Here is a 22,691-nt window from a genome sequence, read left to right on the forward strand (position 1 = left end):
GGCGGGGACTGTTCGAACGGCGATTCCTGAAGATCAGGGGAGTTTCGGGGGCCGACCCTGATGCTCCGGTACGCCGGGCGTGTGACGATCGATGGCATGCCGGAAGCCGCAGCCATGCCCGCCGACGACCCGCGGCCCCCGCGCAAGCTCTACCGAAGCAGCGACGGACGCTGGCTCGGGGGCGTCGCGCGAGGGCTCGCCGGGCATCTCGGGCTGCCCGTGGTCTGGGTGCGGCTGGTGTTCGTCGGACTGTTCATGGCGGACGGGCTGGGCGCGCTCCTGTATGCCGCGTTCTGGTTCTTCGTGCCCCTCGGCGTCGGCGGCGTCGGCTCCGGCCGCACGCCGGCGTTCACCACCGAGACCTCGCCCGACGGCCGCCGCAGACTGGTGGCCCGCAAGCCGGACAAGGGCCAGATCGTCGCGCTTCTCCTCATGGTCGTCGTGGCCATGGTCTTCGTCGGCAACGTGAATCTCGGCGGCGGTACGAAGGCGTATCTGTGGCCGACGGTCCTCGTCGGCGCGGGAGTCGCCCTGGTCTGGCGCCAGGCGGACAACGCGCGCCGCGCCCGGTGGGCGGAGGTCGGCCGCCGTCGCCGTACGCTCTCGCTGCTGCGGTCCGCGGCGGGCGTGCTGCTCGTCACCGCCGGCGTCTCCGGGATCTTCGTCCTCCAGGGCTCCGCGGCCCACCTCGGCTCGGTGCTCCAGGCGGCGCTCGCGGTCCTCGTCGGCATCGCGCTGCTCGCCGGCCCCTATCTGATCCGGATGACCCAGGACCTCTCCGAGGAGCGCCTGATGCGCATCCGCGCGCAGGAGCGGGCCGAAGTCGCCGCCCACGTCCACGACTCGGTGCTGCACACCCTGACCCTGATCCAGCGCAACGCGGAGAACGCGAACGAGGTGCGGCGCCTCGCCCGCGCCCAGGAACGTGATCTGCGGGCCTGGCTCCACAAGCCGGACGGCAGCGGCAAGGACGAGGACGAGGAGCCCGCCACCCTCGCCGAGGCGGTCCGCGGCCACGCCGCCGAGATCGAGGACAAGCACGGCGTCCCCATCGAGGTCGTCGTCGTGGGCGACTGCCCGCTCGACGACCGGCTGACCGCGCAGATGCAGGCGGCGAGGGAAGCGATGGTGAACGCGGCCAAGTACGGTGGCGAGGGCGGCGCCGTGCAGGTCTACGCCGAAGTCGAGGGCAGGACGGTCTTCGTGTCCGTCCGCGACCGCGGCCCAGGCTTCGACCTCGACGCGATACCCGCCGACCGGATGGGCGTCAGAGAATCGATCATCGGCCGTATGGAACGCAACGGCGGCACGGCGCGACTGCGCGCGGTGCCGGACGGCGGCACGGAGGTCGAGCTGGAGATGGAGAGGGTGGAGAAAACGTCATGAGCGACACGAACGAGCCTGTGGAGTCCGGCGGTTCGGCCGCGGAGGCCTCCGGTGCCGCCGCATCCGCGGGCGCCGCCCCCGGGGCCGGTGCCGAGGGCGGGCGCCGGGTGCGCGTGGTGCTCGTGGACGACCACCGCATGTTCCGTACGGGGGTCCAGGCCGAGATCGGGGAGACCGAGCGGACCGGCGTCGAAGTGGTCGGCGAGGCCGCGGACGTCGACCAGGCGGTCACGGTCATCACGGCCACCCGCCCCGAGGTCGTCCTCCTCGACGTCCACCTTCCCGGCGGCGGCGGTGTCGAAGTGCTGCGCCGCTGCGCCCCGTTGATGTCCGACGCCGAGCAGCCGGTCCGTTTCCTCGCGCTGTCCGTGTCGGACGCCGCGGAGGACGTGATCGGCGTGATCCGCGGCGGTGCCCGGGGGTACGTCACCAAGACGATCACCGGCACGGATCTCGTGGACTCCGTCTTCCGCGTCCAGGACGGTGACGCGGTCTTCTCCCCGCGCCTCGCCGGATTCGTCCTCGACGCCTTCGCCTCCACCGACGCCCCGCCCGTCGACGAGGACATGGACCGCCTCACCCAGCGCGAACGCGAGGTCCTGCGGCTCATCGCCCGGGGGTACGCGTACAAGGAGATCGCCAAGCAGCTCTTCATCTCCGTCAAGACGGTCGAGTCGCATGTCTCCGCGGTCCTGCGCAAACTCCAGCTCTCGAACCGGCATGAGCTGACCCGCTGGGCTACGGCGCGACGACTGGTCTGACGCGGTCCGGCCCGGCTGGAACCGGGACGTGCGGGAGCCCCGGGCGACGGACGGCCCGGGGCCCGCGGCGTCGCCGCTCAGGTGCTCACGCGACCCGGGTGGCCCCCGCGAAGGGCATCTCCGTGATCGGGGCCACCCGCACCGGCGCCGAAGGATTCGGCGCGTGGATCATCTGGCCGTTGCCGATGTAGAGGCCCACGTGGGTGATGCCCGAGTAGAAGAACACCAGGTCGCCGGGCTGGAGTTCGGACTGGGCCACCCGCTGGCCGGCGTTGATCTGGGAGTAGGTCGTGCGGGGCAGGGAGACGCCCGCCGAACGGTACGCGGCCTGGGTGAGCCCGGAACAGTCGAAGGCGTCGGGGCCGGTGGCGCCCCACACGTAGGGGCTGCCGAGTTTCGTGTACGCGTAGGCGACGGCGGCCGCCGCCCGGGAGTTGGGCGCCGCCACGCTGCCCGCTCCGGCGGCACCGGACGTGCCGGAGGCCCCCGACGCCGCGACGGGGGCCGGATCGCGGGACGCGTCGCGCGAGGCATGCTGCTGGTCACCCGTGCCGCCTCGCTCCGCGTACTGCGTGCGCTGCTGGGGAGTGAGGCGGTCGAGCAGTCGACGGGCCGCGACGAGCTTCTCGTTGACGGTCTTCTTGTGCTGCTTCAGCTCGGTCTGCCGCGACTTGAGGGCCGCCAGTTCGATGTGCGCCGCCCCACGCAACTGCTCGAGCTCACGGAGCTGTTTGCGCACCCCGGCGATCTCTGCCGACTGCCGGGTGCCGACCCGCTCGGCGAGCGCGGCCCCCTCCAGATACTGGTCGGGGCGGTCGGAGAGCGCGAGTTGCACCACGGGGTCGAGCCCACCGCTGCGGTACTGCGCCGCGGCCATCGAACCCAGCGCTTCCCGGGCCGAGTTGAGCCGGTCCTCCCGGCGGGCCGCCTCGTCGCGGAGCTTGCTCAGGTTCGCCTCCGCCTGGCCTGCCTTCTCCTTTGCGCCGTTGTACTTCTCTGTGGCGGCCTCCGCCTCCTCGTACAGCTTGTCGACCTGGGTCTTCACCTGCGCCGGGGACAGCTGGGGGTCGGCGTGGCCGACCCCGTCGAAGCCGGTGGCCGTCGCCGCGCCCGCGAGGGCGATGGTGACTGCTGTGCGGGCCGTGTTGCCGCCGACCGAGCGCTGTCTGGCCTTGCGGTGCGCTGCCACGAGGGCCCACATCCTTCCGTGCGACCGCCCTTGAGGTGCGGTCAAGCGGTGACACGTCCGGCGGCGGCTCGAACAGGGGGAGCGGGCCGCCGCCGGACCTTCTCGGCGGTGGTGTCCGACTGCCGTCCCTGGCCCGGACGGTGGTGGGGAGCCGGTCACCTGGTGGAGGACGCTAAACCTGGGAGCGAGCTGTTGGTAACGCTATGTGTGGAACTATTGCTATTGGATCGCTGGAAGAATAAATGTGACCAAAATTCCGGCCGTACGTCACCGGCTTCACGCAGGGTGATGACCGAAGCGGCGATTCCCGGACCGCCCGCGCGGTGCCGGTGCTATGGCTGACGCGCGATGGTCCGGTGGCGAGGGAGTGCCGACCGGGGCCGGAGCGTGACGGGGGGCCGGTGGGGCGGGACGGCCCGGGGAACGGGTGGGGCCCTCGCAGGGGGAGGGCGGTCGGCGGGCAGGGGGTGGGTCCAGGGTGCCTGGTGGGAAGGGGTGGGGCCCGGTCGGGAGTGCCTCAGGGGGTGCGATTAGGCTCCGGCCCCATGGACGTACTCATCCATCTCTTCGTCGGCCTGCACATCATCGGCATCGCCGCGCTCCTCGGCGGCTTCCTCACCCAGATGAAGGCGATGGGCAAGGGCACCGCCCGCTTCGTCCCGGCGATGCTGCACGGCGCGCTGACCATGCTGGTGACCGGTGTCGCCCTGGTCGGGCTCAACCAGGCCGAAGGCGGCACGGTCAACACCGTCAAGATCGGTGTGAAGCTGGCCCTGCTGATCGTGATCCTCGGGCTCGTCTATGTGAAGCGGGACGACGAGACGGTGGACAAGCGGCTCTTCGGCCTGGTCGGGCTGCTGACCGTCGCGAACATCTTCATCGCCGTCCTGTGGACCTGACCGGCTGAGGCGGTCCCGCTCGCCGGGGGCCGGCGGCGGCCCTGACCGGCGTCCGCTCCGCACGGGCGGACCCGACGGCCGCGTCCCCCCGGCACGGTGGACCTGAGGGGCACCGTCACCCCCCGCACAGTGGACCTGAGGGACACTGTCACCCCCGCACAGTGGACCTGAAGGCGAGAGCGGCGCCCGCGGCCGTCGCGAGCCAGGCCGCCACCGCGATCCACAGCAGCACCTGTCCCGGCCCCTTGAGCCAGAAGATGTCGAGGGCGGCCGCGACCGCGAGGGTCGCCACCGCCGACATCCCCATCGGGAAGACGGTGGCCCAGCGCCGGACGTCGTACCGCGGGCGCGGCCACACCACCTCCGCGACGGCCAGGAGGAAGTAGCAGGCGAGGTCGAGCACGAGCAGAGCACCCGTCGTATCGCGCAGGACGCCCTGGTCGTCGTTGTTCCACAGGTACGGATCCACGTGGTGGGCCGCGACGAGTCCCGCCCCGGCCAGCGCCGAGATGCCCAGCGCGCCGCCCGCGACCCAGTGGTCCCCGGCGCCCTTCCTCACCTCACCCAGGTCGAAGTACGCGAACGAGAGCACGTAGAGCCCGATCCCCAGCCAGAACAGCACCAGCGCGGTGTGCGCGAGCCAGTCCGGACCCACGGCGGTGGCGATCGTGGACGCGAGGACCGAGAGCCCCTGGGTGGCCACGCAAACGAGGAACACCTCCCCCGGCATACGGCGCCGCAGCCGCCGCAGGACGGCCCACAGCAGAACCGGCCAGAGCACGGCCGACAGCGCGAGCAGGGCCTCGGCGAGCTCCTGCCACCCCAGTGTGGAGAACCGGGTGCCGAGCACGGCGGTCGCCGCGACCGCGTCGAGCCCGGCGGGTGTACCGGCCCGTCGCGCCCACCGCTCCCGGTCGCCCACCAGCCGGACCGCGAAGTCCGCGGCGAGCCCGGCCCAGGCGAGCGACGCGAGGACCAGCGCGATCCGGGAGAGTGCCTCGTGGCCGGTCAGGTGCAGCCCGATCGAGATGATGCCGGTGGCCATGACGGCGGTTCCGGCGGTGGCCGCCCACCCCGCCCGCCGGGCGCGGAGCGAGGTGCTGTCCGGCATGTCCGGTGCGTCTGACATGTTCTCGATGCTAGGGACCCCGCACCGGGTTGCGGGCGGGCCACGCGCGGGCGGGGACGAAAACGCGGGGCACGCGTGGGGACCGGGAGGCCCCCGTGCGTGCCCCGCGAGAGCGGCGCCCGTGTCCCGGTCTACGCCGGGCGCACCACGCTGTGGATCGCGGAGGTGCCGTCGTAGTAGATCGACTCCTCGCGGACGTACGCGCCCGGCTTCGGCGCGTGGATCATCATGCCGTCGCCGATGTAGAGGCCGACGTGGCTGATGTCGTCGTAGAAGAAGACCAGGTCGCCGGGCCGGGCGTCGGCGAGGGAGACCGTCGTGCCCGCGTTCACCTGGTCGTAGGTGACGCGCGGGAGGCTGACGCCGGCGGCGTTCCAGGCGGCCTGGGTCAGGCCCGAGCAGTCGTAGGAGTCCGGGCCGGTGGCGCCCCAGACGTACGGCTTGCCGACCTGCGCGCGGGCGAACGCGAGCGCCTCGGCCGCCTTCGACGAGGAGTCCGTGGCCGTCGATCCCGTCGACGACCCGGAGGCCGAGCCGGAAGCCGTGCCGGTCGTCGTGCCGGACGACGACTGCTGCTGGGCGGCCTTCTCGGCGGCGGCCTGCTGCCGTGCCAGTTCCGCAGCCTTGGCCGCGGCCTGCTCGCGCTTCTTCTTCTCGATCGCCGCCAGCCGCGCCTTTTCCTCGGCGTTCAGTTTCGAGAGCAGGGAGCGGGCCTCGGTGAGCTTGGCCTGCACCGTGGCCTTGGACGTCTTGAGCGCCTTCTGCGAGGCGGTCAGGGACTCCAGGTTCCGGGTGGCCTCCGCCCGCTTCCTGGTGGTGGCGGCCTGCTCGGTGACGTAGTCGTCGACGGCCGCCTTCTGGCGGTTCGTCAGACGGCTCATCAGCTGGGTCTGGTCGAAGTAGTCCTGGGGGTCGTCCGCGAGCAGCAGGGTCGCGGTGTCGGGCGCGGAGGCCCCGGTGCGGTACTGCGCCGCGGCGAACGACCCCAGCTCCTCGCGCGCGGTGTTGAGCTTCTCGGTGCGCCGGGCGACGTCGTCGAGCAGGGTGTCGACGCGCTCGCGCTGCTCGGCGGTCTTCTCCCGGGTCGCGTTGTACTTGTCCGTGGCCGTCTCGGCCTGGTGGTAGAGGTCGTCGACCTTCTTCGAGACCGCTTCGATGCTGGGCCGGGGCTCGGCCGAGGGGGCGGCGTTGGCGGTCTGGGAGAGCAGGGCCACGGAGGTGAGGGCCGCTGTGGCGAGGGCCGGGGTCCGTATGCCTGCGATGCGCGCACCCGTGGGACGCGCTTTGCGGTGTGACGCCAAGAGAGGCGACTCCTTCCGTCATCCGCCTACCGAGTTAGCTGTCGGGTTCGGGCGGGTGGTTCCGGAAGGCTGCCCTACGGTCCTTGCCCCACAAGGCGGTTGGACCGATTCACCCCAAGGTCGGTGGGTCCCCGGCTCCGGGGCCTCGCGGCGTACCGGACTCGGCGGAGGCCGCTCGGCCCGGCGAGGTTCGCCGGTCGCGGTCGAGCGGCCTTCCGGCACGCTAGCCAACCGGTGTGGCCCGTGTGAAGGTTGATGCGCGATATGTCCGATACATTTTCGTGACCATTGCCGTATGTCCCGCGGGCGCGACCCGCTCGTCCGACCCGCCGAACGGGCCCCGCTCGCTCCGAACGGCTCGCCGGAGCCGCTCACCGACGGGGTGTCGCGCCGGGTGACCGCTCGGCCGCTTCCGGTCACGGGGTGTGAGGGTGTCATGGCCGGAAGGCCGCCTTCCCCGGGGCGTCCGCCGGGACTCTGGTCACACTTGCGGCCGAGTTCTCGAGGTGGCGGCGGGCTGTCGGTGGGGCGGCCTAGACTCGGAGAGCGATGAGCAGCCTCTTTGACGACAGCTTCCTGGCGGACCTCAAGCCCTCCGCGGCTCACGAGGACGAACACCCGCCGCCGCCCGAGGACGATCACGTTCCGGAGCCCGTTCCGGACGATCTGTTCGGCGGGAAGTTCGACATGCCGCCGAGCCGGGACGCGTACTACCGCGACGGCGCGCCCAGGCCCGCCGTGGACCCGGCGGCCCTGCTGGACGGACTGAACGAGAACCAGCGCGCGGCCGTGGTCCACTCCGGCTCGCCGCTGCTCATCGTGGCCGGTGCCGGTTCCGGCAAGACCCGCGTGCTCACCCACCGGATCGCCCATCTGCTCGGCGAGCGGAACGTCCACCCGGGCCAGATCCTCGCGATCACCTTCACGAACAAGGCCGCGGGCGAGATGAAGGAGCGCGTCGAGGCGCTCGTGGGCCCGCGCGCCAACGCGATGTGGGTGATGACCTTCCACAGCGCCTGCGTCCGCATCCTGCGCCGCGAGAGCAAGACGCTCGGTTTCACCTCGTCGTTCTCGATCTACGACGCCGCCGACTCCAAGCGTCTGATGGCGCTCGTCTGCCGTGATCTCGACCTCGACCCCAAGCGGTTCCCGCCGAAGTCGTTCAGCGCCAAGATCTCGAACCTGAAGAACGAGCTGATCGACGAGGAGGACTTCGCCGCCCAGGCCTCCGACGGCTTCGAGAAGACCCTCGCCCAGGCGTACGCGATGTACCAGTCGCGGCTGCGCGAGGCCAACGCGCTCGACTTCGACGACCTGATCATGACCACGGTCAATCTGCTGCGCGCCTTCCCGGACGTCGCCGAGCACTACCGCCGCCGCTTCCGGCACGTCCTGGTCGACGAGTACCAGGACACGAACCACGCGCAGTACGCCCTCGTGCGGGAGCTCGTGGGGACCTCCGAGCACCCCGTGGACGTACCGCCCAGGGAGCACGACCTGGCACCCGCCGAGCTGTGCGTCGTGGGTGACGCGGACCAGTCGATCTACGCCTTCCGCGGCGCGACCATCCGCAACATCCTCCAGTTCGAGGAGGACTACCCGAACGCGACGACGATCCTCCTGGAGCAGAACTACCGCTCCACCCAGACGATCCTGTCCGCTGCCAACGCGGTCATCGAGCGCAACGAGTCCCGCCGCCCCAAGAACCTGTGGACCAACGCGGGCGCGGGTTCGAACATCACGGGCTACGTCGCGGACACCGAGCACGACGAGGCCCAGTTCGTCGCCGACGAGATAGACCGTCTCTCCGACGCGGGCGAGGCCAAGGCCGGCGACGTCGCGGTCTTCTACCGCACGAACGCGCAGTCCCGTGTCTTCGAAGAGATCTTCATCCGCGTCGGCCTGCCCTACAAGGTCGTCGGCGGCGTCCGCTTCTACGAGCGCAAGGAGGTCCGGGACGTCCTCGCGTACCTCAGGGTGCTGTCCAACCCCGAGGACTCCGTCCCGATGCGCCGCATCCTGAACGTGCCCAAGCGCGGCATCGGTGACCGCGCCGAGGCGATGATCGACGCCCTCTCGCAGCGCGAGAAGATCAGCTTCCCGGCGGCGCTGCGCCGCGTCGACGAGGCTTACGGCATGGCCGCGCGCTCCACCAACGCGGTCAAGCGGTTCAACACGCTCATGGAGGACCTCCGCACGATCGTCGAGTCCGGCGCGGGCCCGGCCACCATCCTGCAGGCGGTCCTCGAACGCACCGGCTATCTCGCCGAGTTGCAGAACTCGACCGACCCGCAGGACGAGACCCGGGTCGAGAACCTCCAGGAACTCGCCTCCGTGGCCCTGGAGTTCGAGCAGGAGACCGGTGAGGGCGAGAACACGGGCGGACTCGCCGCGTTCCTGGAGCGGGTCGCGCTCGTCGCCGACTCCGACCAGATCCCGGACGAGGAGGACGGCAACGGCGTCATCACCCTGATGACCCTGCACACCGCCAAGGGCCTCGAATTCCCCGTGGTGTTCCTGACCGGCATGGAGGACGGCGTCTTCCCGCACATGCGCGCGCTCGGACAGGTCAAGGAACTGGAGGAGGAGCGGCGCCTGGCGTACGTCGGCATCACGCGCGCGCGGGAGCGGCTCTACCTCACCCGGTCCTCGGTGCGCAGCGCGTGGGGCCAGCCCTCGTACAACCCGCCCTCCCGCTTCCTCGAGGAGATCCCGGCGACCCATCTGGACTGGAAGCGCACGGGGGCGACGGCGTCCAGGCCCGCCGGTCCCGTCTCCGGTGTCGCCGCGTCCCTCTCGGCCTCGCGTTCGCGGTCCGCGGCCTCGGGTGCCTCCGGGTTCGCCACCCGCCGCGGTGCCACCGAGAAGCCGGTGGTCTCGCTGGCCGTCGGGGACCGGGTCACGCACGACCAGTTCGGCCTCGGCACCGTCGTCGGCGTGAAGGGGACGGGCGCGAACGCGGAGGCGACGGTCGACTTCGGAGAGCCCAAGCCGAAGCGGCTGCTGCTGCGGTACGCGCCGGTGGAGAAGCTGTAGTCCGCGAGACCGTTCGCGTGGACCGGTCGAGGGGATCGCGGTGACGGATCGAGGTGACGCCATCCGGGTGACTGATCGCGGTGACAGATCCGGGTGCCCGATCGCAGGGTCCTTGGCCGTCCGGAGACGGCCGAGGGCCCGCGGTCATGCGGCGTCCGGCCGGGTTCTTACGTGGGGTCCAGGGCGTGGCTGCGCAGCCACGGCAGCGGGTCGATCGCCGAGCCGCCGGCCGGTCGGACCTCGAAGTGCAGGTGCGGGCCGGTCGAGTTGCCGGAGTTCCCGGAGAAGGCGATCTGATCACCGGCCTTGACGGCGGTGCCGGAGGGGAGCTTGTACGTGGAGAGGTGGCAGTACCACGTCTCGGTGCCGTCCATCCCGGTCACGATCATCATGTTGCCGTACGCGCTGTTCCACTGCGTCCGGACGGTGCCGTCGGTCGCGGCCATCACCGGCGTCCCGTAGGAGACGGGGAAGTCGATGCCCGTGTGCACGGACATCCAGTTGACGCCGGCCTGGCCGAAGTAGGCGCTGAGGCCCTGCTGGGCCACGGGAAGGGCGAACTTCGGACGCAGCCGCTCCTTGCGGGCCGCCTCCTCCGCCGCCTTCTTCTTCTCCGTCGCCTGCTGGGCCTTGAGGTCGATACGTTCCTGCGTGCGGCTCGCCCGGTCGGCGAAGTCGTCCGCGCCCGCGGACAGACTCTGGAGCTGGGTGTCCAGCTTGATGTTGGCGGCCGACGGCTTCACCGAGGTGACGTCGGAGGCGCTGGCGGTCGTGTCCTTCGAGTCGTCCCCGCCGAGGCCGCCGACACCGCCCACGGAGGCGGCGGCGATCCCCGCGACCCCCATCACACAGGCCGAGGGCACTGCGACGGTCAGCAGAGCGGAACGCTTCGCGGGGCTGCGGCGCCGGGCACGGGACGCACTGCGCGTCGCGGGACGCCGGACCGGGGTGATCTCTTCCATGTCGTCGAGCAGCGGCCTCTCGCGCCCCTCGTCGTACGGGTCGTAGCCGCCGTCGGGGCCGACCGTGTCCGCGAGGTCCTCGGCCGCGTCGGACTCGTCGTCCTCCGCGGCGAGTTGACCGTGGGTCGCCTGGTCGAAGGTCGCGGTCGCCTGCTGGTCGAAGGGAACCGGGTCCGACGCGTCGGACACTCCCTCGTACGTCATGTCGAGCTGTGTCAGCTCGTGGTGGTCGTACGACTCGGACGCCGCCTGCGGCTGTTCGTACGACTCGGTCTGCTGGTGCTCGTAGGACTCGGTCTGAGGGTGCTCGTACGACTCGGGCTGCGGGTGTTCGTACGCCTGGTACGTGTCCTGGCCGCCGGCGATGTTCCACTGCGTGGCGTCGTACGCGCCCGTTTCCTGCGTCGGCACGGTCCACTGCTGGGTCCCGTCGAGCGGCTGCTCGGGCTGGAGCCAGCCGTTCGCGTCCCACTGGCCCGAGGCGTCGGGGCCCGGATGCTGCGCGGGGATCCCGGCGTGCTGCTGATAGCCGTTCGTCCAGGCCGTCGGGTCGTGGGTTCCGGTGCCGTAGGCGGTGTGCTGTGCCGCGTACGGGTCGTAGCTCAGCGGCTGTTGGGCTCCGGAGTTCCACTGCGTGGCGTCGTACGAGCCGGTGCCGTCCGGCATGGTGCCGAAGAGCGGGTCGCCGGCGAAGTCCGCACCGGAGTAGGCGGCCGCGTTCGCCCCCGGGTCGGGGGCCGAGCCGGCGTAGTCGCCGTACGCGGTGAAGTCGCCGTACTGGGCTTCTTGCGCGCCGTAGGGCGCGTAGAGCGCCGAGGCGGCGTCGGAAGCCGGAGCCGGGGGAGTCGCGATCCCCGACGGGTGACGGTCGTTCACCAACTTCTCTTTCGCCTCGACAACAGGGGCTGGCAGAGCAGTGCGGCGACTGTACCCGGCGGTATGCGGGCGCGACAATCTTCGGCAGGTTTCCCCTCCGCGGGAAACGGGCAATCGGCCGTGTTTCGGGGGAGGGCGGGCAAGGGTTTGGCCTGGCGTTCGATATCTGTTCGAAAACTTGGGTTGCCGGGAGGGCCGTCGGGCGGCCGTCAGCCCTCCCGACGGCCGCCCTCGGACCGTTCCGTGCCGCCTCTCACGCCACCGTGAGGCCGCCGCTGCGGACCGCGGCGAGGGGCCCCGACATCTCGATGTCGAGTGCCTGCCGGATTCCGGTCGCGACGGCCGGATGCACGGGCAGCGCGAGATGGCCGACACCGCTCACGCGGACGTTCTGGGCGAGCAGGTCGGGATGCTCGACGCAGGCCGTCTCCAGCGGGTCCATCAAATGGTCGAGATCGCTCCAGAAGCTGACGAACTGCGTACGGCAGCCCGGAGCGGGGCCGGTCAGTTCCTCGATCACCGCGGAACCGGGGCGCATCTGGCGGACGATCGGGTGCGCGTTCATCAGGGGCGCGACGCGGGTGCCCGAGTGCGGGGTGCCGAGCGTGACGAGTGTGCGGACGTGGCTGTCGCCGCCGAGGCACTGCACGTAATAGCGCGCGATCAGCCCGCCGAGGCTGTGCCCGACGATGTCCACCCGCTCATGGCCCGTGCGCTCGCAGATCTCCTCGATGTGCCGGCCCAGCAGCTCCGCCGCCGTACGGATGTCGCACGTCAGCGGCGAGTAGTTGAGGGACTCGATGTGCTGCCGGCCGTGCTGGGCGAGATTGCGGCGCAGCAGGACGAAGACGGAGCGGTTGTCGATGAAGCCGTGCAGCAGGACGACCGGGGGTTTGGCCTCGGTGGGCAGCGGGGCGGCGACGTCGGGCGAGGGGAGCGGGTGTCCGGTCCGGCGTTCCTGAGTGATGCCGGAGGGATAGAGGAGGAGGTGCCCGGCGAGGATCGCGAGCTCCAGGGCCGTTGCCTTCAACAGCGTCACCGACAGCCCTGCCAGTTTCGTGGGAAACAGGCGCTGGCACAGGGGGAGAAGGGGCGACGCAGCCTCGGTGACCTTCATGGCCGACCTCCAGTCGGCACGCGGGAGGACCACTCCGTCCCCCGTGTGCCCTAGTGGAAAGCCGTGAGGTCGGCGACGGTGGCGGCCGACGGAACGTCCCCGGTGTGGGAGACCGGTGACGCTACGGAGCGCTCGGCCGAAGGGCGCGGAACACGACGCCGACCCCGGCTCCCCGACGTGCGCCGTGCTGGTGCATCGGCGTCGTGTCGTGGCGTGGAGTCGCCCTCGTGATTCCCGTGGTCCTGCTGCCCGGCCTCGCTCCCCGCTGTCGTGCCGTCGCCGATGTGCCCCAGCACCACGCCGTCCGCTGACGACGCGAGCGTGCGGCCACCTGGTCGCGGCTCTTCTTGCGCCTGCTCCGGCCGTGGCCCGAACGCCGCAGGTCCCTGCGGCGCCAGTGCCGCCGTACGGAACCGTGCGCGGCGAACTTGTCCCAGTGTGTGATTTCCCCCTCGCTCTCCACCGCGAAACTGCCGCTTGCGGGATGCTGGCGATAACGTTCGTTCACTTCCCGGGCCGAAAGGGCCCGGGACGCCTGTGCCGCTTGGCGCGATCGGCGATCCGGAGCGATCCGGTGTGGCGAGCGGAAAACCGAGCGATATGTGTCGATGGTCAGTAGTCGGCGCGGTCGACGGACGCCTGTTGGTGACAACGGGTAGTCAATACTGGTCAGTCGGTGAACCTTCGGCCAGTTGTCGGCCGTCGTCCGGTGGTGGTCGTGGCAGGCATGTGCCGGCGGTCCTCGTCGGTGCAGGTGGAAGTAGTCCGTTGATGGAGGCAGTGATGGGTGTGGCAGCCGGTCCGATCCGCGTGGTGGTGGCCAAGCCGGGGCTCGACGGCCACGATCGTGGGGCCAAGGTGATCGCGCGGGCGCTGCGCGACGCCGGTATGGAGGTCATCTACACCGGGCTCCACCAGACCCCGGAGCAGATCGTCGACACCGCGATCCAGGAGGACGCCGACGCGATCGGCCTGTCCATCCTGTCCGGTGCCCACAACACGCTCTTCGCGGCCGTCATCGCCCTCCTCAAGGAGCGCGACGCCGAGGACATCAAGGTCTTCGGCGGCGGCATCATCCCCGAGGCGGACATCGCCCCCCTCAAGGAGAAGGGCGTCGCGGAGATCTTCACCCCGGGCGCCACGACGGTGTCCATCGTGGACTGGGTACGGGCGAACGTCAGGCAGCCGGCCGGCGCGTGACCGGGCGCCTGCGCCATCCCGGGTGACCGCCGGGTGCCGGGGCCTGCGCCGGCCCGCATGACCGCCGGGCACCTGCGCCGGCCCGCGTGACCGGCAGGTGCCCGCGCTGCTCCCGCGTGAGCGCCGGGCGCCTGGGCCTGTTTCGGCCCACGTGACTGACTGGCGCCCGCGCTGCTCCGCTCGGGCACCGGTGACCTTCGGCATCTCCAGCGCCGGAGCGGTTCGGCGCTGGAGAGTTTCGGCCTTGCCGGGTTCTCCGAGCAGACGGGTTCTCCGAGTACTGGGCCCTCCGAGTGCTGGGTTCTCCGGCTCCTCGGGTTCGCCCGGTTTCTTCGTGTTGCGCGGCGCCCCGGGAGCAGGGCGCGGGCAGCAGGGCTCGGGCAGACCGGGCCGGAACCCGGCCGGGTCCCGGACGCCGTCCGCTCGGCCCACGGCCAGGGGACGTGCCGAGCCGGGTGGCCTTTCACCGCACGGCCGGAGGGCGGTCATGGCGCCGTGAGCTCGGCGGACATGGTCGCTCTCAGCCGCAGGGTCGTCACGAGCCGCTGGAAGGCCTCGGCCCAGTAGTCGCCGGACCCCGGTGCCGCGTGTTCCGACTCGTCGGGGACCGAGGTGAGCCCTTCGAGCCGTCCCGCCTCGGCCGGGTCGAGGCAGCGCTCGGCCAGCCCCATCACCCCGCTGAAGCTCCACGGAAAGCTCCCCGCGTCCCGCGCGATGTCGAGCGCGTCGACCACTGCCCGCCCCAGGCCCCCCGCCCAGGGCACCGCGCAGACCCCGAGCAGCTGGAACGCCTCGGACAGTCCGTGCGTACCGATGAACCCGGCCACCCACTCGGCCCGCTCCCCGGCGCCCAGCGTGGCCAGCAGCTTGGCCCGCTCGGCCAGTGACACCGCCCCGGGCCCCCCGGCCTCCGGAGCGGAGGGCGGCCCGAGGAGTGCCCTCGACCACGCGGGATCGCGCTGCCGCACCGCCGCCCGGCACCACGCCGCATGCAGTTCCCCCTGCCAGCCGTCCGTCACGGGCAGGGCCACCATCTCCTCCGGCGAACGGCCGCCGAGCCGCTCCCGCCAGGTCGCGAGCGGCGCCGCCTCGACCAGCTGGCCCAGCCACCACGACCGTTCACCTCGGCCGCCCGGGGGTTTCGGCACCACCCCGTCCCGTTCCATCGCCGCGTCGCACTCGTGCGGCGCCTCGACCGTGATCACCGGTGTCCCCTGTGTACGGTCGACGGCCACGCACGAGGCGGCCCTGTCCGCCATCCTCGCGGCGAGCGCGGACCCCGGCAGGGCGGACAGCAGCTCGGCCGCCGTCGCCCGGACGTTGCGGCTGCGGTCGGCCAGCGCCCGCTCCAGGAACGCCTCGTCCTCGGCGCACAGTCCGGACCGCAGCGAGTCGAGGAACATCAGCCGGTCCTCGGCCCGCTCCGTCGCCCAGGTCGCCACCAGCAAGGCGCGTCCGGCGGCGGGATCCTTGGCCCGTACCGCCGCCAGAAGGGCGACCCGCTCCGCGAACAGGCCCTCCTGCCACAGCCGGTGTATGTCGTCGGCCTCCTCCGGCAGCGCGGCGGCGCCCGACGAGGAGCGCAGCGCGAACCGCCACTCGGGGTTCAGCCGGGCCAGCCACAGCGCCCGCGGCCCGGCGAAGTCGAGTACGGCGGGCCGCAGGTCCGTGCGCCCCCGGGCCGCGTCGAGGAGTGCCGGAAGGGTCCCCGGGGGCGCGGCGAATCCGCGCGTGTTCGCCAGGGCCAGCCACTGGGGCAGCAGCTCCATGAGGTCGGGTGCCGTGCCTCTGCGGCCGCCGCCGCCCGCGCCGGGGCGGTCCGCCAGCAGGGTCGTCAGCCTTCGGGCCGCGGCGGGCGGCAGCGCGGCCCGCGGGTCCGGTGCCGCGGGCTCCGGCCGGGCCGCCGCGCGCGCCGGCCGGATTCCGGCCCGCCGCCGCACGGTCTCCACGGCCGCCGCGTCCAGCAGCGCGACAGGAGCCTGCTGCCCGGGCCGTTGTCCCGGAAGCGTGCGCCGCTCGGTGCCGAGCAGCGCCACGGTGACGAGCTCCTCCCAGGAACCGCCGGCGGGCGCGCCCGCCGAAGCCGGTGTTGTGGTCATGGGCGTCCTTTCCGTACGAAGGGCGTCAGCGGCGGCCGGGCGCCGGGCCGCTGGTCGGGGTGGCGAGGGTGACGAGGTCACCGAAGGCGGCACCTGTGGTGGGGGTGGCATATGTGGTGAGGGGGGTGCATGTGGCGGGCGTGCCGACCGGGGTCAGCACAGCGGCACCGCCTCGCCCTCGCCCTGCGGCCACGCCGTGAGCGGAGTGAAGCCGCGGTGGCCGCACTCGCCGAAGACCGTGACCGGTGCGCCGCCGGACAGGGCGACCAGGCGCCACAGTTCGGGTCGCGACCGCGAGGAAGGGCTGAGGGGGAGAGCCGACTCCCCGTCGAAGTCGGCCAGTTGCCAGGAGTCGCCGTCCGGGGCCGGGACGACCCGCTCCAGGGTGACCGGGTACGAGTCCAGCCAGGGGTCGGCGCGCAGCGCTTCTCCGTAACGGGCGGCCGCCTGGGGCGTGGTCAGCCCCGTCGGCCGTATCGCCGCGGGTGCCGGAGCAGTGAACCGCTCGCCCAGCGCCGCCCGCAGCTGGCCGGCGCCCGGGTACGCGGACACCTCCGCCTCGAAGGCCAGCCCCACCGGAAGCGCCAGTTCGGGTGCCCGGCCCGCCGCGCCGTAGGAGAGGAGCAGGGCCGTACGGCCGGACTCGGCGCCGTACAGCCAGATCCTGCGGGTCGTGAGCCGGGCGTCCGCCGTGTCGTACTGCGCGAGGACCAGCCAGCGGTCACGCACCGGCGGGCCGTCCGCGGAGCCGGACAGTCCGACGCGGGAACGGACCGTCATGGCCAGGCCGTCCGGCAGCCGCTCGCGCCGCAGCCAGCCCTGGTCGAGAAGGTGCAGCAACGCGCACTCCTCCAGCAGCCGTACGGGCCAGCCCGGCCCCGACGACGGGATCGCCCCCAACTCCCTTACGCGCGCGGCCAGACCGGGTGCCTGCGCGTCGACCATCCGGGCCGCCGTCTCCTCCCACATCCCGTACCCCGCCCGCTCGGCGGAGGCGAGGCCGCCGCGCAGCAGGTCCGCCAGCCGCTGCTCCAGCTCGGCCGCCCCCGCGGTGATCCGCTCGGCCCGCCGCTCGGCCCTGCGCCGCGCCGCCTCGGGATCACCCGGCGAGGCGGCTCCAGATCCCCCGCCCGCCAGGCTCTTGCCCTCCGCGCGCCTGCGTCTTCCCTCCAGCCACTGGGCGGCCCAGTCCGGTGCCTGCGCGGACGGCACCGCTCCGTCCGCGCCCGCCCAGAGAAGCAGCAGTCCCAGCGCGTGCTTGCACGGGAACTTCCGGCTCGGACAACTGCACTTGTAAGCGGGACCCGCCGAGTCCGCGATGTCGACGACCGTCTGATACGGCTTGCTGCCGCTTCCCCTGCACAGTCCCCATACCGTCCCCTCCTCCGTACTGCCCGCCTCGGACCACGGACCGGCCGCGCCGAGCTTGCTCCCCGCCTTGCGTGACGCGGCGTCAGGCGCCAGTGCCAGCACCTGATCCGCCGTCCAGCGCACCGCCTGCTGTGTCATGCCATCGAAGGTAGGACCCACCACTGACAATCGATCCCCGCGAGCGCATTTGTGCAGGTCAGAGCGATTGTCAGTGGCGTGGTGCACGGTGGAACCAGATCCGAACCGGCCGAGCTGGAGGGGGACCGAGGCATGTCCGTGTCCGTAGAACCGACGTCAGTTGACGCACCCACGGGAGAGAAGGGGCCGAGCCGGCCGAGCGAGGCGCTGCGACCGCACGCCGAGCACGCCTTCGCGGCCGAACTCGCCGCGCTCGCCGCGCAGGACGACCGGCCCCGCCCGGAGCGCTGGCTGCTGTCGCCCTGGGCCGTGGCCACCTATCTGCTGGGCGGCACACTGCCCGACGGCACCGTGATCACCCCCAAATACGTGGGGCCGCGGCGCATCGTCGAGGTCGCCGTCACCACCCTCGCCACCGACCGGGCCCTGCTCCTGCTCGGGGTGCCCGGCACCGCGAAGACCTGGGTGTCCGAGCACCTGGCGGCCGCGGTCAGCGGCGACTCGACCCTGCTCGTGCAGGGCACGGCCGGCACACCGGAGGAGGCCATCCGGTACGGCTGGAACTACGCGCGGCTGCTAGCGCACGGGCCCAGCCGGGACGCGCTCGTGCCGAGCCCCGTCATGCGGGCCATGGCCGAGGGCATGACGGCCCGCGTCGAGGAACTCACGCGCGTACCCGCGGACGTGCAGGACAGCCTGATCACGATTCTCTCCGAAAAGACCTTGCCGATACCGGAGTTGGGCCAGGAGGTGCAGGCCGTCCGCGGGTTCAACCTGATCGCCACGGCCAACGACCGTGACCGCGGGGTCAACGAACTCTCCAGCGCCCTGCGCCGCCGTTTCAACACGGTGGTGCTGCCGTTGCCGGAGAGCGCCGAGGCCGAGGTCGACATCGTCTCGCGCCGGGTCGACCAGATCGGCCGGTCCCTCGATCTGCCCGCCGTGCCGGACGGCGTCGACGAGATCCGCCGTGTCGTCACCGTCTTCCGGGAGCTGCGTGACGGGATCACGGCCGACGGTCGGACGAAGCTGAAGTCGCCGAGCGGCACGCTGTCCACGGCCGAGGCGATCTCCGTCGTCACCAGCGGCCTCGCGCTGGCCGCCCACTTCGGCGACGGCGTCCTGCGGGCGAGCGACGTCGCGGCCGGCATCCTCGGCGCCGTGGTGCGCGACCCGGCCGCCGACCGCGTCATCTGGCAGGAGTACCTGGAAGCGGTCGTCCGCGAGCGGGACGGCTGGAAGGACTTCTACCGCGCCTGCCGCGAGGTGAGCGTATGAGCGCCGGGCGGGACGCCGGGCCACCCGGGCAGGGGGGCGGGGCGATCGTCCGGGATCCGGGGCCGCTGCTGCTCGGTGTGCGGCACCACGGGCCCGGGTCCGCGCGGGCCGTACGGGCGGCGCTGGAGGCGGCGGCACCCCGGGTCGTGCTCATCGAGGGACCGCCCGAGGCGGACGCCCTCGTCCCGCTGGCCGCCGACAAGGACATGCGGCCGCCCGTGGCGCTCCTCGCCCACGTGGTGGACGAGCCCGGCCACTCGGCCTTCTGGCCGCTGGCCGAGTTCTCACCGGAGTGGGTGGCGATCCGGTGGGCCCTGGAGCACGGGGTACCGGCCCGCTTCATCGACCTTCCGGCCGCCCACACCCTGGCCGGGCGGAGAGAAGGGACGGACCCCGACCGGGACGGGCCGGTGAGCGCCCCCTCCGACACCCCGCCCCCGGCCGGAGAGCCCGGCGCCCGCGGCCCCGGAGGCGAGCCTGCGCCGGAAGCCGATCGCGGTCTCTCGGACGAGTCCGGCCCTGCGGGAGCTCCCAGCCTCTCGGATGATCCCGGACCTGCGGGTGATTCTGGACCTGCGGATGGTCCCGGCCCTGCGGGTGATCCCGGACAGCCGGAAGCCGCCGGTGGTTCCGGCTGTTCCGCCGACGGGACCGCCCTACGGATCGACCCCCTCGCGGTGCTCGCCGAGACGGCCGGTTACGACGATCCGGAGCGCTGGTGGGAGGACGTGGTCGAGCACAGGGCGGGTGCGGCGGACGACCCGTTCGCTCCGTTCGCCGTGCTGGAGGAGGCCATGGGATCGCTGCGCGAGGCGTACGGGGTCGGCGGACACGACCGGGACCTGGTGCGCGAGGCGTACATGCGGCTCCAGATCCGGGCTGCGCAGCGGGAGTTCGGGGACGGCGTGGCCGTGGTGTGCGGGGCCTGGCACGTTCCCGCGCTGCGGCGGAAGGCCACGGTCGGCGCCGACCGGGCACTCCTCAAGGGGCTGCCCAAGGCCAAGGTCCAGCTGACGTGGGTTCCCTGGACGCACCGCCGGCTGTCCCGGGCCAGCGGTTACGGAGCGGGCATCGACTCGCCGGGCTGGTACGGGCATCTGTTCAGCGCCCCCGACCGCCCGGTCGAGCGGTGGATGACGAAGGTGGCCAGGCTGCTGCGCGACGAGGACATGGGCGTGTCGTCGGCCCACGTCATCGAGGCCGTGCGACTGGCCGGGACACTCGCCGCGATGCGCGGTCGCCCGCTGCCGGGACTGACCGAGACCACCGACGCCGTCCGGGCCGTGATGTGCGAGGGCTCGGACGTCCCCCTGGAACTGGTGCGCGACCGGCTCGTGGTCGGCGAGGTGCTCGGCGAGGTGCCGGAATCCGCTCCGGCGGTGCCGTTGCAGCGGGACCTCACGCAGGCGCAGCGGCGGCTGCGGCTCAAGCCCGAGGCGCTGGAACGGGAGATGGAACTCGACCTGCGCAAGGAGACCGACGCGGGGCGCAGCACGCTGTTGCACCGGTTGCGGCTCCTGGGCATCGCGTGGGGCGAGCCCGCGGTGTCCCGCGGCAGCACGGGAACCTTCCGCGAGACCTGGCGGCTGCGCTGGGAGCCGGAGCTGTCGGTGCGGGTCGCCGAGGCCGGTGTGTGGGGCACGACCGTGCTGTCCGCCGCGACGGCCAAGGCCGAGGCGGACGCCGTCGGCGCGCCGTCCCTCGCGGATGTCACGGCCCTCGCCGAGCGCTGCCTGCTCGCCGAGCTCCCGGAAGCGCTGCCCGTGGTGATGCGGGTGCTCGCCGACCGCGCCGCCCTCGACACGGACGTGGGCCATCTCGCGCAGGCCCTGCCCGCGCTCGTCCGCTCCCTGCGCTACGGCGACGTACGCGGCACGGACACCCACGCCCTCGCCGATGTCGCGGCAGGCCTCGCCGAACGCGTCTTCGTCGGTCTTCCCCCGGCCTGCGCCGCCCTCGACAGCGACGCCGCCGAGGAGATGCGCCGCCACCTCGACGCCGTGCACGGGGCCGTGGGGCTGCTGGAGGAGACGACCCAGGGGGCCGCCGAGTCCGGGGGGATCCGCGGGCGCTGGTACGCGGTGCTGCGGGTGCTCGCGGCTCGGGACACGGTGCCGGGTGTGGTCAGAGGCCGGTCCGTCCGCCTGCTCCTGGACGAGGGGGAACTGGCGCAGGAGGAGGCCGCCCGGCTCATGGGTCTCGTGCTGTCGCCGGGCACGGAACCCGCGGACGGAGCCGCTTGGATCGAGGGATTCGTCGGGGGCGGCTCCGGCGGCATGCTGCTCGTGCACGACGAGCGGCTGCTCGCGCTGGTGGACTCGTGGCTGACCGGGGTTCCGGCGGACGCGTTCACCGATGTGCTGCCGCTGCTGCGCCGGACGTTCTCGGCGTACGAGACGGGGGTGCGCAGGACTCTGGGCGAACTCGTCCGGCGCGGCCCGGCGCCGCGGGCGAACACCGAGGCAGCCGGCTCGGGCTCCGGCTCCGGCTCCGGCATACCCGGGTTCGCCCCCGACCTCGACACCGGGCGCGCCGACGCCGTCCTGCCGCTGCTGAGCCTGCTGCTGGGGCTGGCCGATCCCGACGCGGACACCGGCACCGACACCGACGCGGACACCGGCACCGGCGCTTACACCGGCACCGGAACCGGCGCGGAGATCGACACCGGCACCGGAACAGGCACCGGCTCCGGCAACGGAACAGGCACCGGAATCAGCACCGGCACCGACATCGACAACGATCTTGTGAGGGTGGCTCCATGACCGAGGTGGCGGCGGGTGCCGGAGACGAGCGGCTGCGGCGATGGCGGCTGGTGCTCGGCGGCGACGAGGCGGACGGCACCGGACGCGTGCTCTCAGGCCGGGACGCCGCCATGGACGGGGCGCTGAGCGCGCTCTACGGGAAGGGGAGCGGGGGACGGCCGGGGCGGGACCGCTCGGCGGGGCTCGGGGCGTCGGCGCCGTCAGTCGCGCGCTGGCTCGGTGACATCCGGACCTACTTCCCCTCCTCCGTCGTCCAGGTGATGCAACGGGACGCCATCGACCGGCTCGGGCTCTCCGCCCTGCTCCTGGAGCCCGAGATGCTGGAGGCGGTGGAGGCCGACGTGCATCTGGTGGGCACCCTTCTCTCTCTCAACAAGGCCATGCCGGAGACGACGAAGGAGACCGCGCGGGCCGTGGTGCGCAAGGTCGTGGAGGACCTGGAGAGGCGGCTCGCCACCCGCACCCGGGCCACGCTCACCGGCGCCCTCGACCGCAGCGCCCGGATCAGCAGACCCCGCCACCACGACATCGACTGGAACCGCACGATCGCGGCCAACCTCAAGCACTACCTGCCCGAGTACCGCACGGTCGTGCCCGAGCGGCTGATCGGCTACGGGCGTGCCTCGCAGTCCGTGAAGAAGGAGGTCATCCTCTGCATCGACCAGTCGGGGTCGATGGCGGCGTCGGTCGTCTACGCCTCCGTGTTCGGTGCCGTGCTGGCGTCGATGCGGTCCATCGCCACCCGGCTCGTCGTCTTCGACACGGCCGTCGTCGACCTCACCGACCAGCTCGACGACCCGGTCGACGTCCTCTTCGGCACCCAGCTCGGCGGCGGCACGGACATCAACCGGGCACTCGCCTACTGCCAGTCGCAGATCACCAGACCGGCCGACACGGTCGTCGTCCTCATCAGTGACCTCTACGAGGGCGGGATCCGCAACGAGATGCTGAAGCGGGTCGCGGCGATGAAGTCGTCGGGGGTCCAGTTCGTGACGCTGCTCGCGCTGTCCGACGAGGGGGCGCCCGCGTACGACCGTGAGCACGCGGCGGCGCTCGCGGCGCTCGACGCTCCGGCATTCGCCTGCACACCCGATCTCTTCCCCGACGTCATGGCGGCGGCGATCGAGAAGCGGCCGATTCCGATTCCGGACACGAGGTGAGCGTTCCCGCGCTGAACTTCCCGCCTT

The 22,691-nt window shown here is 72.4% G+C and carries 15 protein-coding genes and 1 riboswitch; of the genes, 8 read left to right on the plus strand and 7 right to left on the minus strand.

The window, feature by feature from the left end; genetic code table 11:
* Window positions 1–60 precede the first annotated feature (60 nt).
* Complete coding sequence (locus OG410_RS25470) at window positions 61–1,386, plus strand: ATP-binding protein (protein ID WP_329301282.1); 1,326 nt, start codon at window positions 61–63, stop codon at window positions 1,384–1,386.
* Window positions 1,383–2,147 carry a response regulator transcription factor gene (locus OG410_RS25475; RefSeq protein WP_329301283.1) on the plus strand — a complete coding sequence of 255 codons (765 nt, stop codon included), beginning with the start codon at window positions 1,383–1,385 and terminating at the stop codon, window positions 2,145–2,147. Before OG410_RS25470 ends, OG410_RS25475 begins: the two co-directional genes overlap by 4 nt.
* 85 nt (window positions 2,148–2,232) lie before the next feature.
* Here the strand turns inward: OG410_RS25475 and OG410_RS25480 are convergent, their stop codons facing one another.
* Entirely contained in the window at window positions 2,233–3,336 is a 1,104-nt protein-coding gene (locus tag OG410_RS25480; protein WP_329301284.1) for a C40 family peptidase, read from the minus strand.
* Window positions 3,337–3,881: 545 nt separating this feature from the next.
* Between OG410_RS25480 and OG410_RS25485 the strand changes: the two genes are divergently transcribed.
* Entirely contained in the window at window positions 3,882–4,235 is a 354-nt protein-coding gene (locus OG410_RS25485) for a hypothetical protein (RefSeq protein WP_326785966.1), read from the plus strand.
* Between the two features lie 148 nt (window positions 4,236–4,383).
* Here OG410_RS25485 and OG410_RS25490 read toward each other — a convergent pair whose 3' ends face one another.
* The gene (locus tag OG410_RS25490) at window positions 4,384–5,346 is read right to left on the minus strand and encodes a tellurite resistance/C4-dicarboxylate transporter family protein (protein ID WP_329304235.1); all 963 of its coding nucleotides are present in this window, start codon (window positions 5,344–5,346) and stop codon (window positions 4,384–4,386) included.
* Window positions 5,347–5,495: 149 nt separating this feature from the next.
* Window positions 5,496–6,665: a C40 family peptidase gene (locus OG410_RS25495; RefSeq protein ID WP_329301285.1), complete on the minus strand. Its 1,170-nt coding sequence runs from the start codon at window positions 6,663–6,665 to the stop codon at window positions 5,496–5,498.
* An 8-nt stretch (window positions 6,666–6,673) separates the two neighbouring features.
* Window positions 6,674–6,842: riboswitch (cyclic di-AMP (ydaO/yuaA leader) on the minus strand.
* Window positions 6,843–7,214: 372 nt separating this feature from the next.
* Here OG410_RS25495 and pcrA point away from each other — a divergent pair.
* Window positions 7,215–9,701: a DNA helicase PcrA gene (gene pcrA / locus OG410_RS25500; protein WP_329301286.1), complete on the plus strand. Its 2,487-nt coding sequence runs from the start codon at window positions 7,215–7,217 to the stop codon at window positions 9,699–9,701.
* A gap of 167 nt (window positions 9,702–9,868) precedes the next feature.
* On the opposite strand, the gene OG410_RS25505 is transcribed toward pcrA, so the two are convergent.
* Both OG410_RS25505 and OG410_RS25510 read right to left on the minus strand, forming a co-directional pair.
* On the minus strand, window positions 9,869–11,539 hold the full coding sequence (locus OG410_RS25505; protein WP_329301287.1) for a M23 family metallopeptidase: 1,671 nt from the start codon (window positions 11,537–11,539) through the stop codon (window positions 9,869–9,871).
* Between the two features lie 253 nt (window positions 11,540–11,792).
* Window positions 11,793–12,656 (minus strand): esterase/lipase family protein, encoded by an 864-nt coding sequence (locus OG410_RS25510; RefSeq protein WP_329301288.1) that lies wholly within the window; start codon window positions 12,654–12,656, stop codon window positions 11,793–11,795.
* Window positions 12,657–13,439: 783 nt separating this feature from the next.
* Here OG410_RS25510 and OG410_RS25515 point away from each other — a divergent pair.
* Complete coding sequence (locus tag OG410_RS25515; protein ID WP_326785961.1) at window positions 13,440–13,856, plus strand: cobalamin B12-binding domain-containing protein; 417 nt, start codon at window positions 13,440–13,442, stop codon at window positions 13,854–13,856.
* Window positions 13,857–14,341: 485 nt separating this feature from the next.
* Here OG410_RS25515 and OG410_RS25520 read toward each other — a convergent pair whose 3' ends face one another.
* The gene (locus OG410_RS25520; RefSeq protein ID WP_329301289.1) at window positions 14,342–15,955 is read right to left on the minus strand and encodes a DUF5691 domain-containing protein; all 1,614 of its coding nucleotides are present in this window, start codon (window positions 15,953–15,955) and stop codon (window positions 14,342–14,344) included.
* A 153-nt stretch (window positions 15,956–16,108) separates the two neighbouring features.
* Window positions 16,109–17,464, minus strand: coding sequence for an SWIM zinc finger family protein (locus tag OG410_RS25525; RefSeq protein ID WP_329301290.1), 1,356 nt, complete (start codon window positions 17,462–17,464; stop codon window positions 16,109–16,111).
* Between the two features lie 132 nt (window positions 17,465–17,596).
* Between OG410_RS25525 and OG410_RS25530 the strand changes: the two genes are divergently transcribed.
* From OG410_RS25530 to OG410_RS25540, 3 genes are read left to right on the plus strand one after another with little or no spacing between them, the layout of a single operon-like run.
* Entirely contained in the window at window positions 17,597–18,742 is a 1,146-nt protein-coding gene (locus OG410_RS25530; RefSeq protein WP_329301291.1) for an ATP-binding protein, read from the plus strand.
* On the plus strand, window positions 18,739–21,504 hold the full coding sequence (locus OG410_RS25535; RefSeq protein WP_443063795.1) for a DUF5682 family protein: 2,766 nt from the start codon (window positions 18,739–18,741) through the stop codon (window positions 21,502–21,504). Before OG410_RS25530 ends, OG410_RS25535 begins: the two co-directional genes overlap by 4 nt.
* Complete coding sequence (locus OG410_RS25540; protein WP_329301292.1) at window positions 21,501–22,664, plus strand: VWA domain-containing protein; 1,164 nt, start codon at window positions 21,501–21,503, stop codon at window positions 22,662–22,664. Before OG410_RS25535 ends, OG410_RS25540 begins: the two co-directional genes overlap by 4 nt.
* Window positions 22,665–22,691 lie beyond the last annotated feature (27 nt).

Source organism: Streptomyces sp. NBC_00659 (assembly GCF_036226925.1).
In the GTDB taxonomy this organism is placed as follows: domain Bacteria; phylum Actinomycetota; class Actinomycetes; order Streptomycetales; family Streptomycetaceae; genus Streptomyces.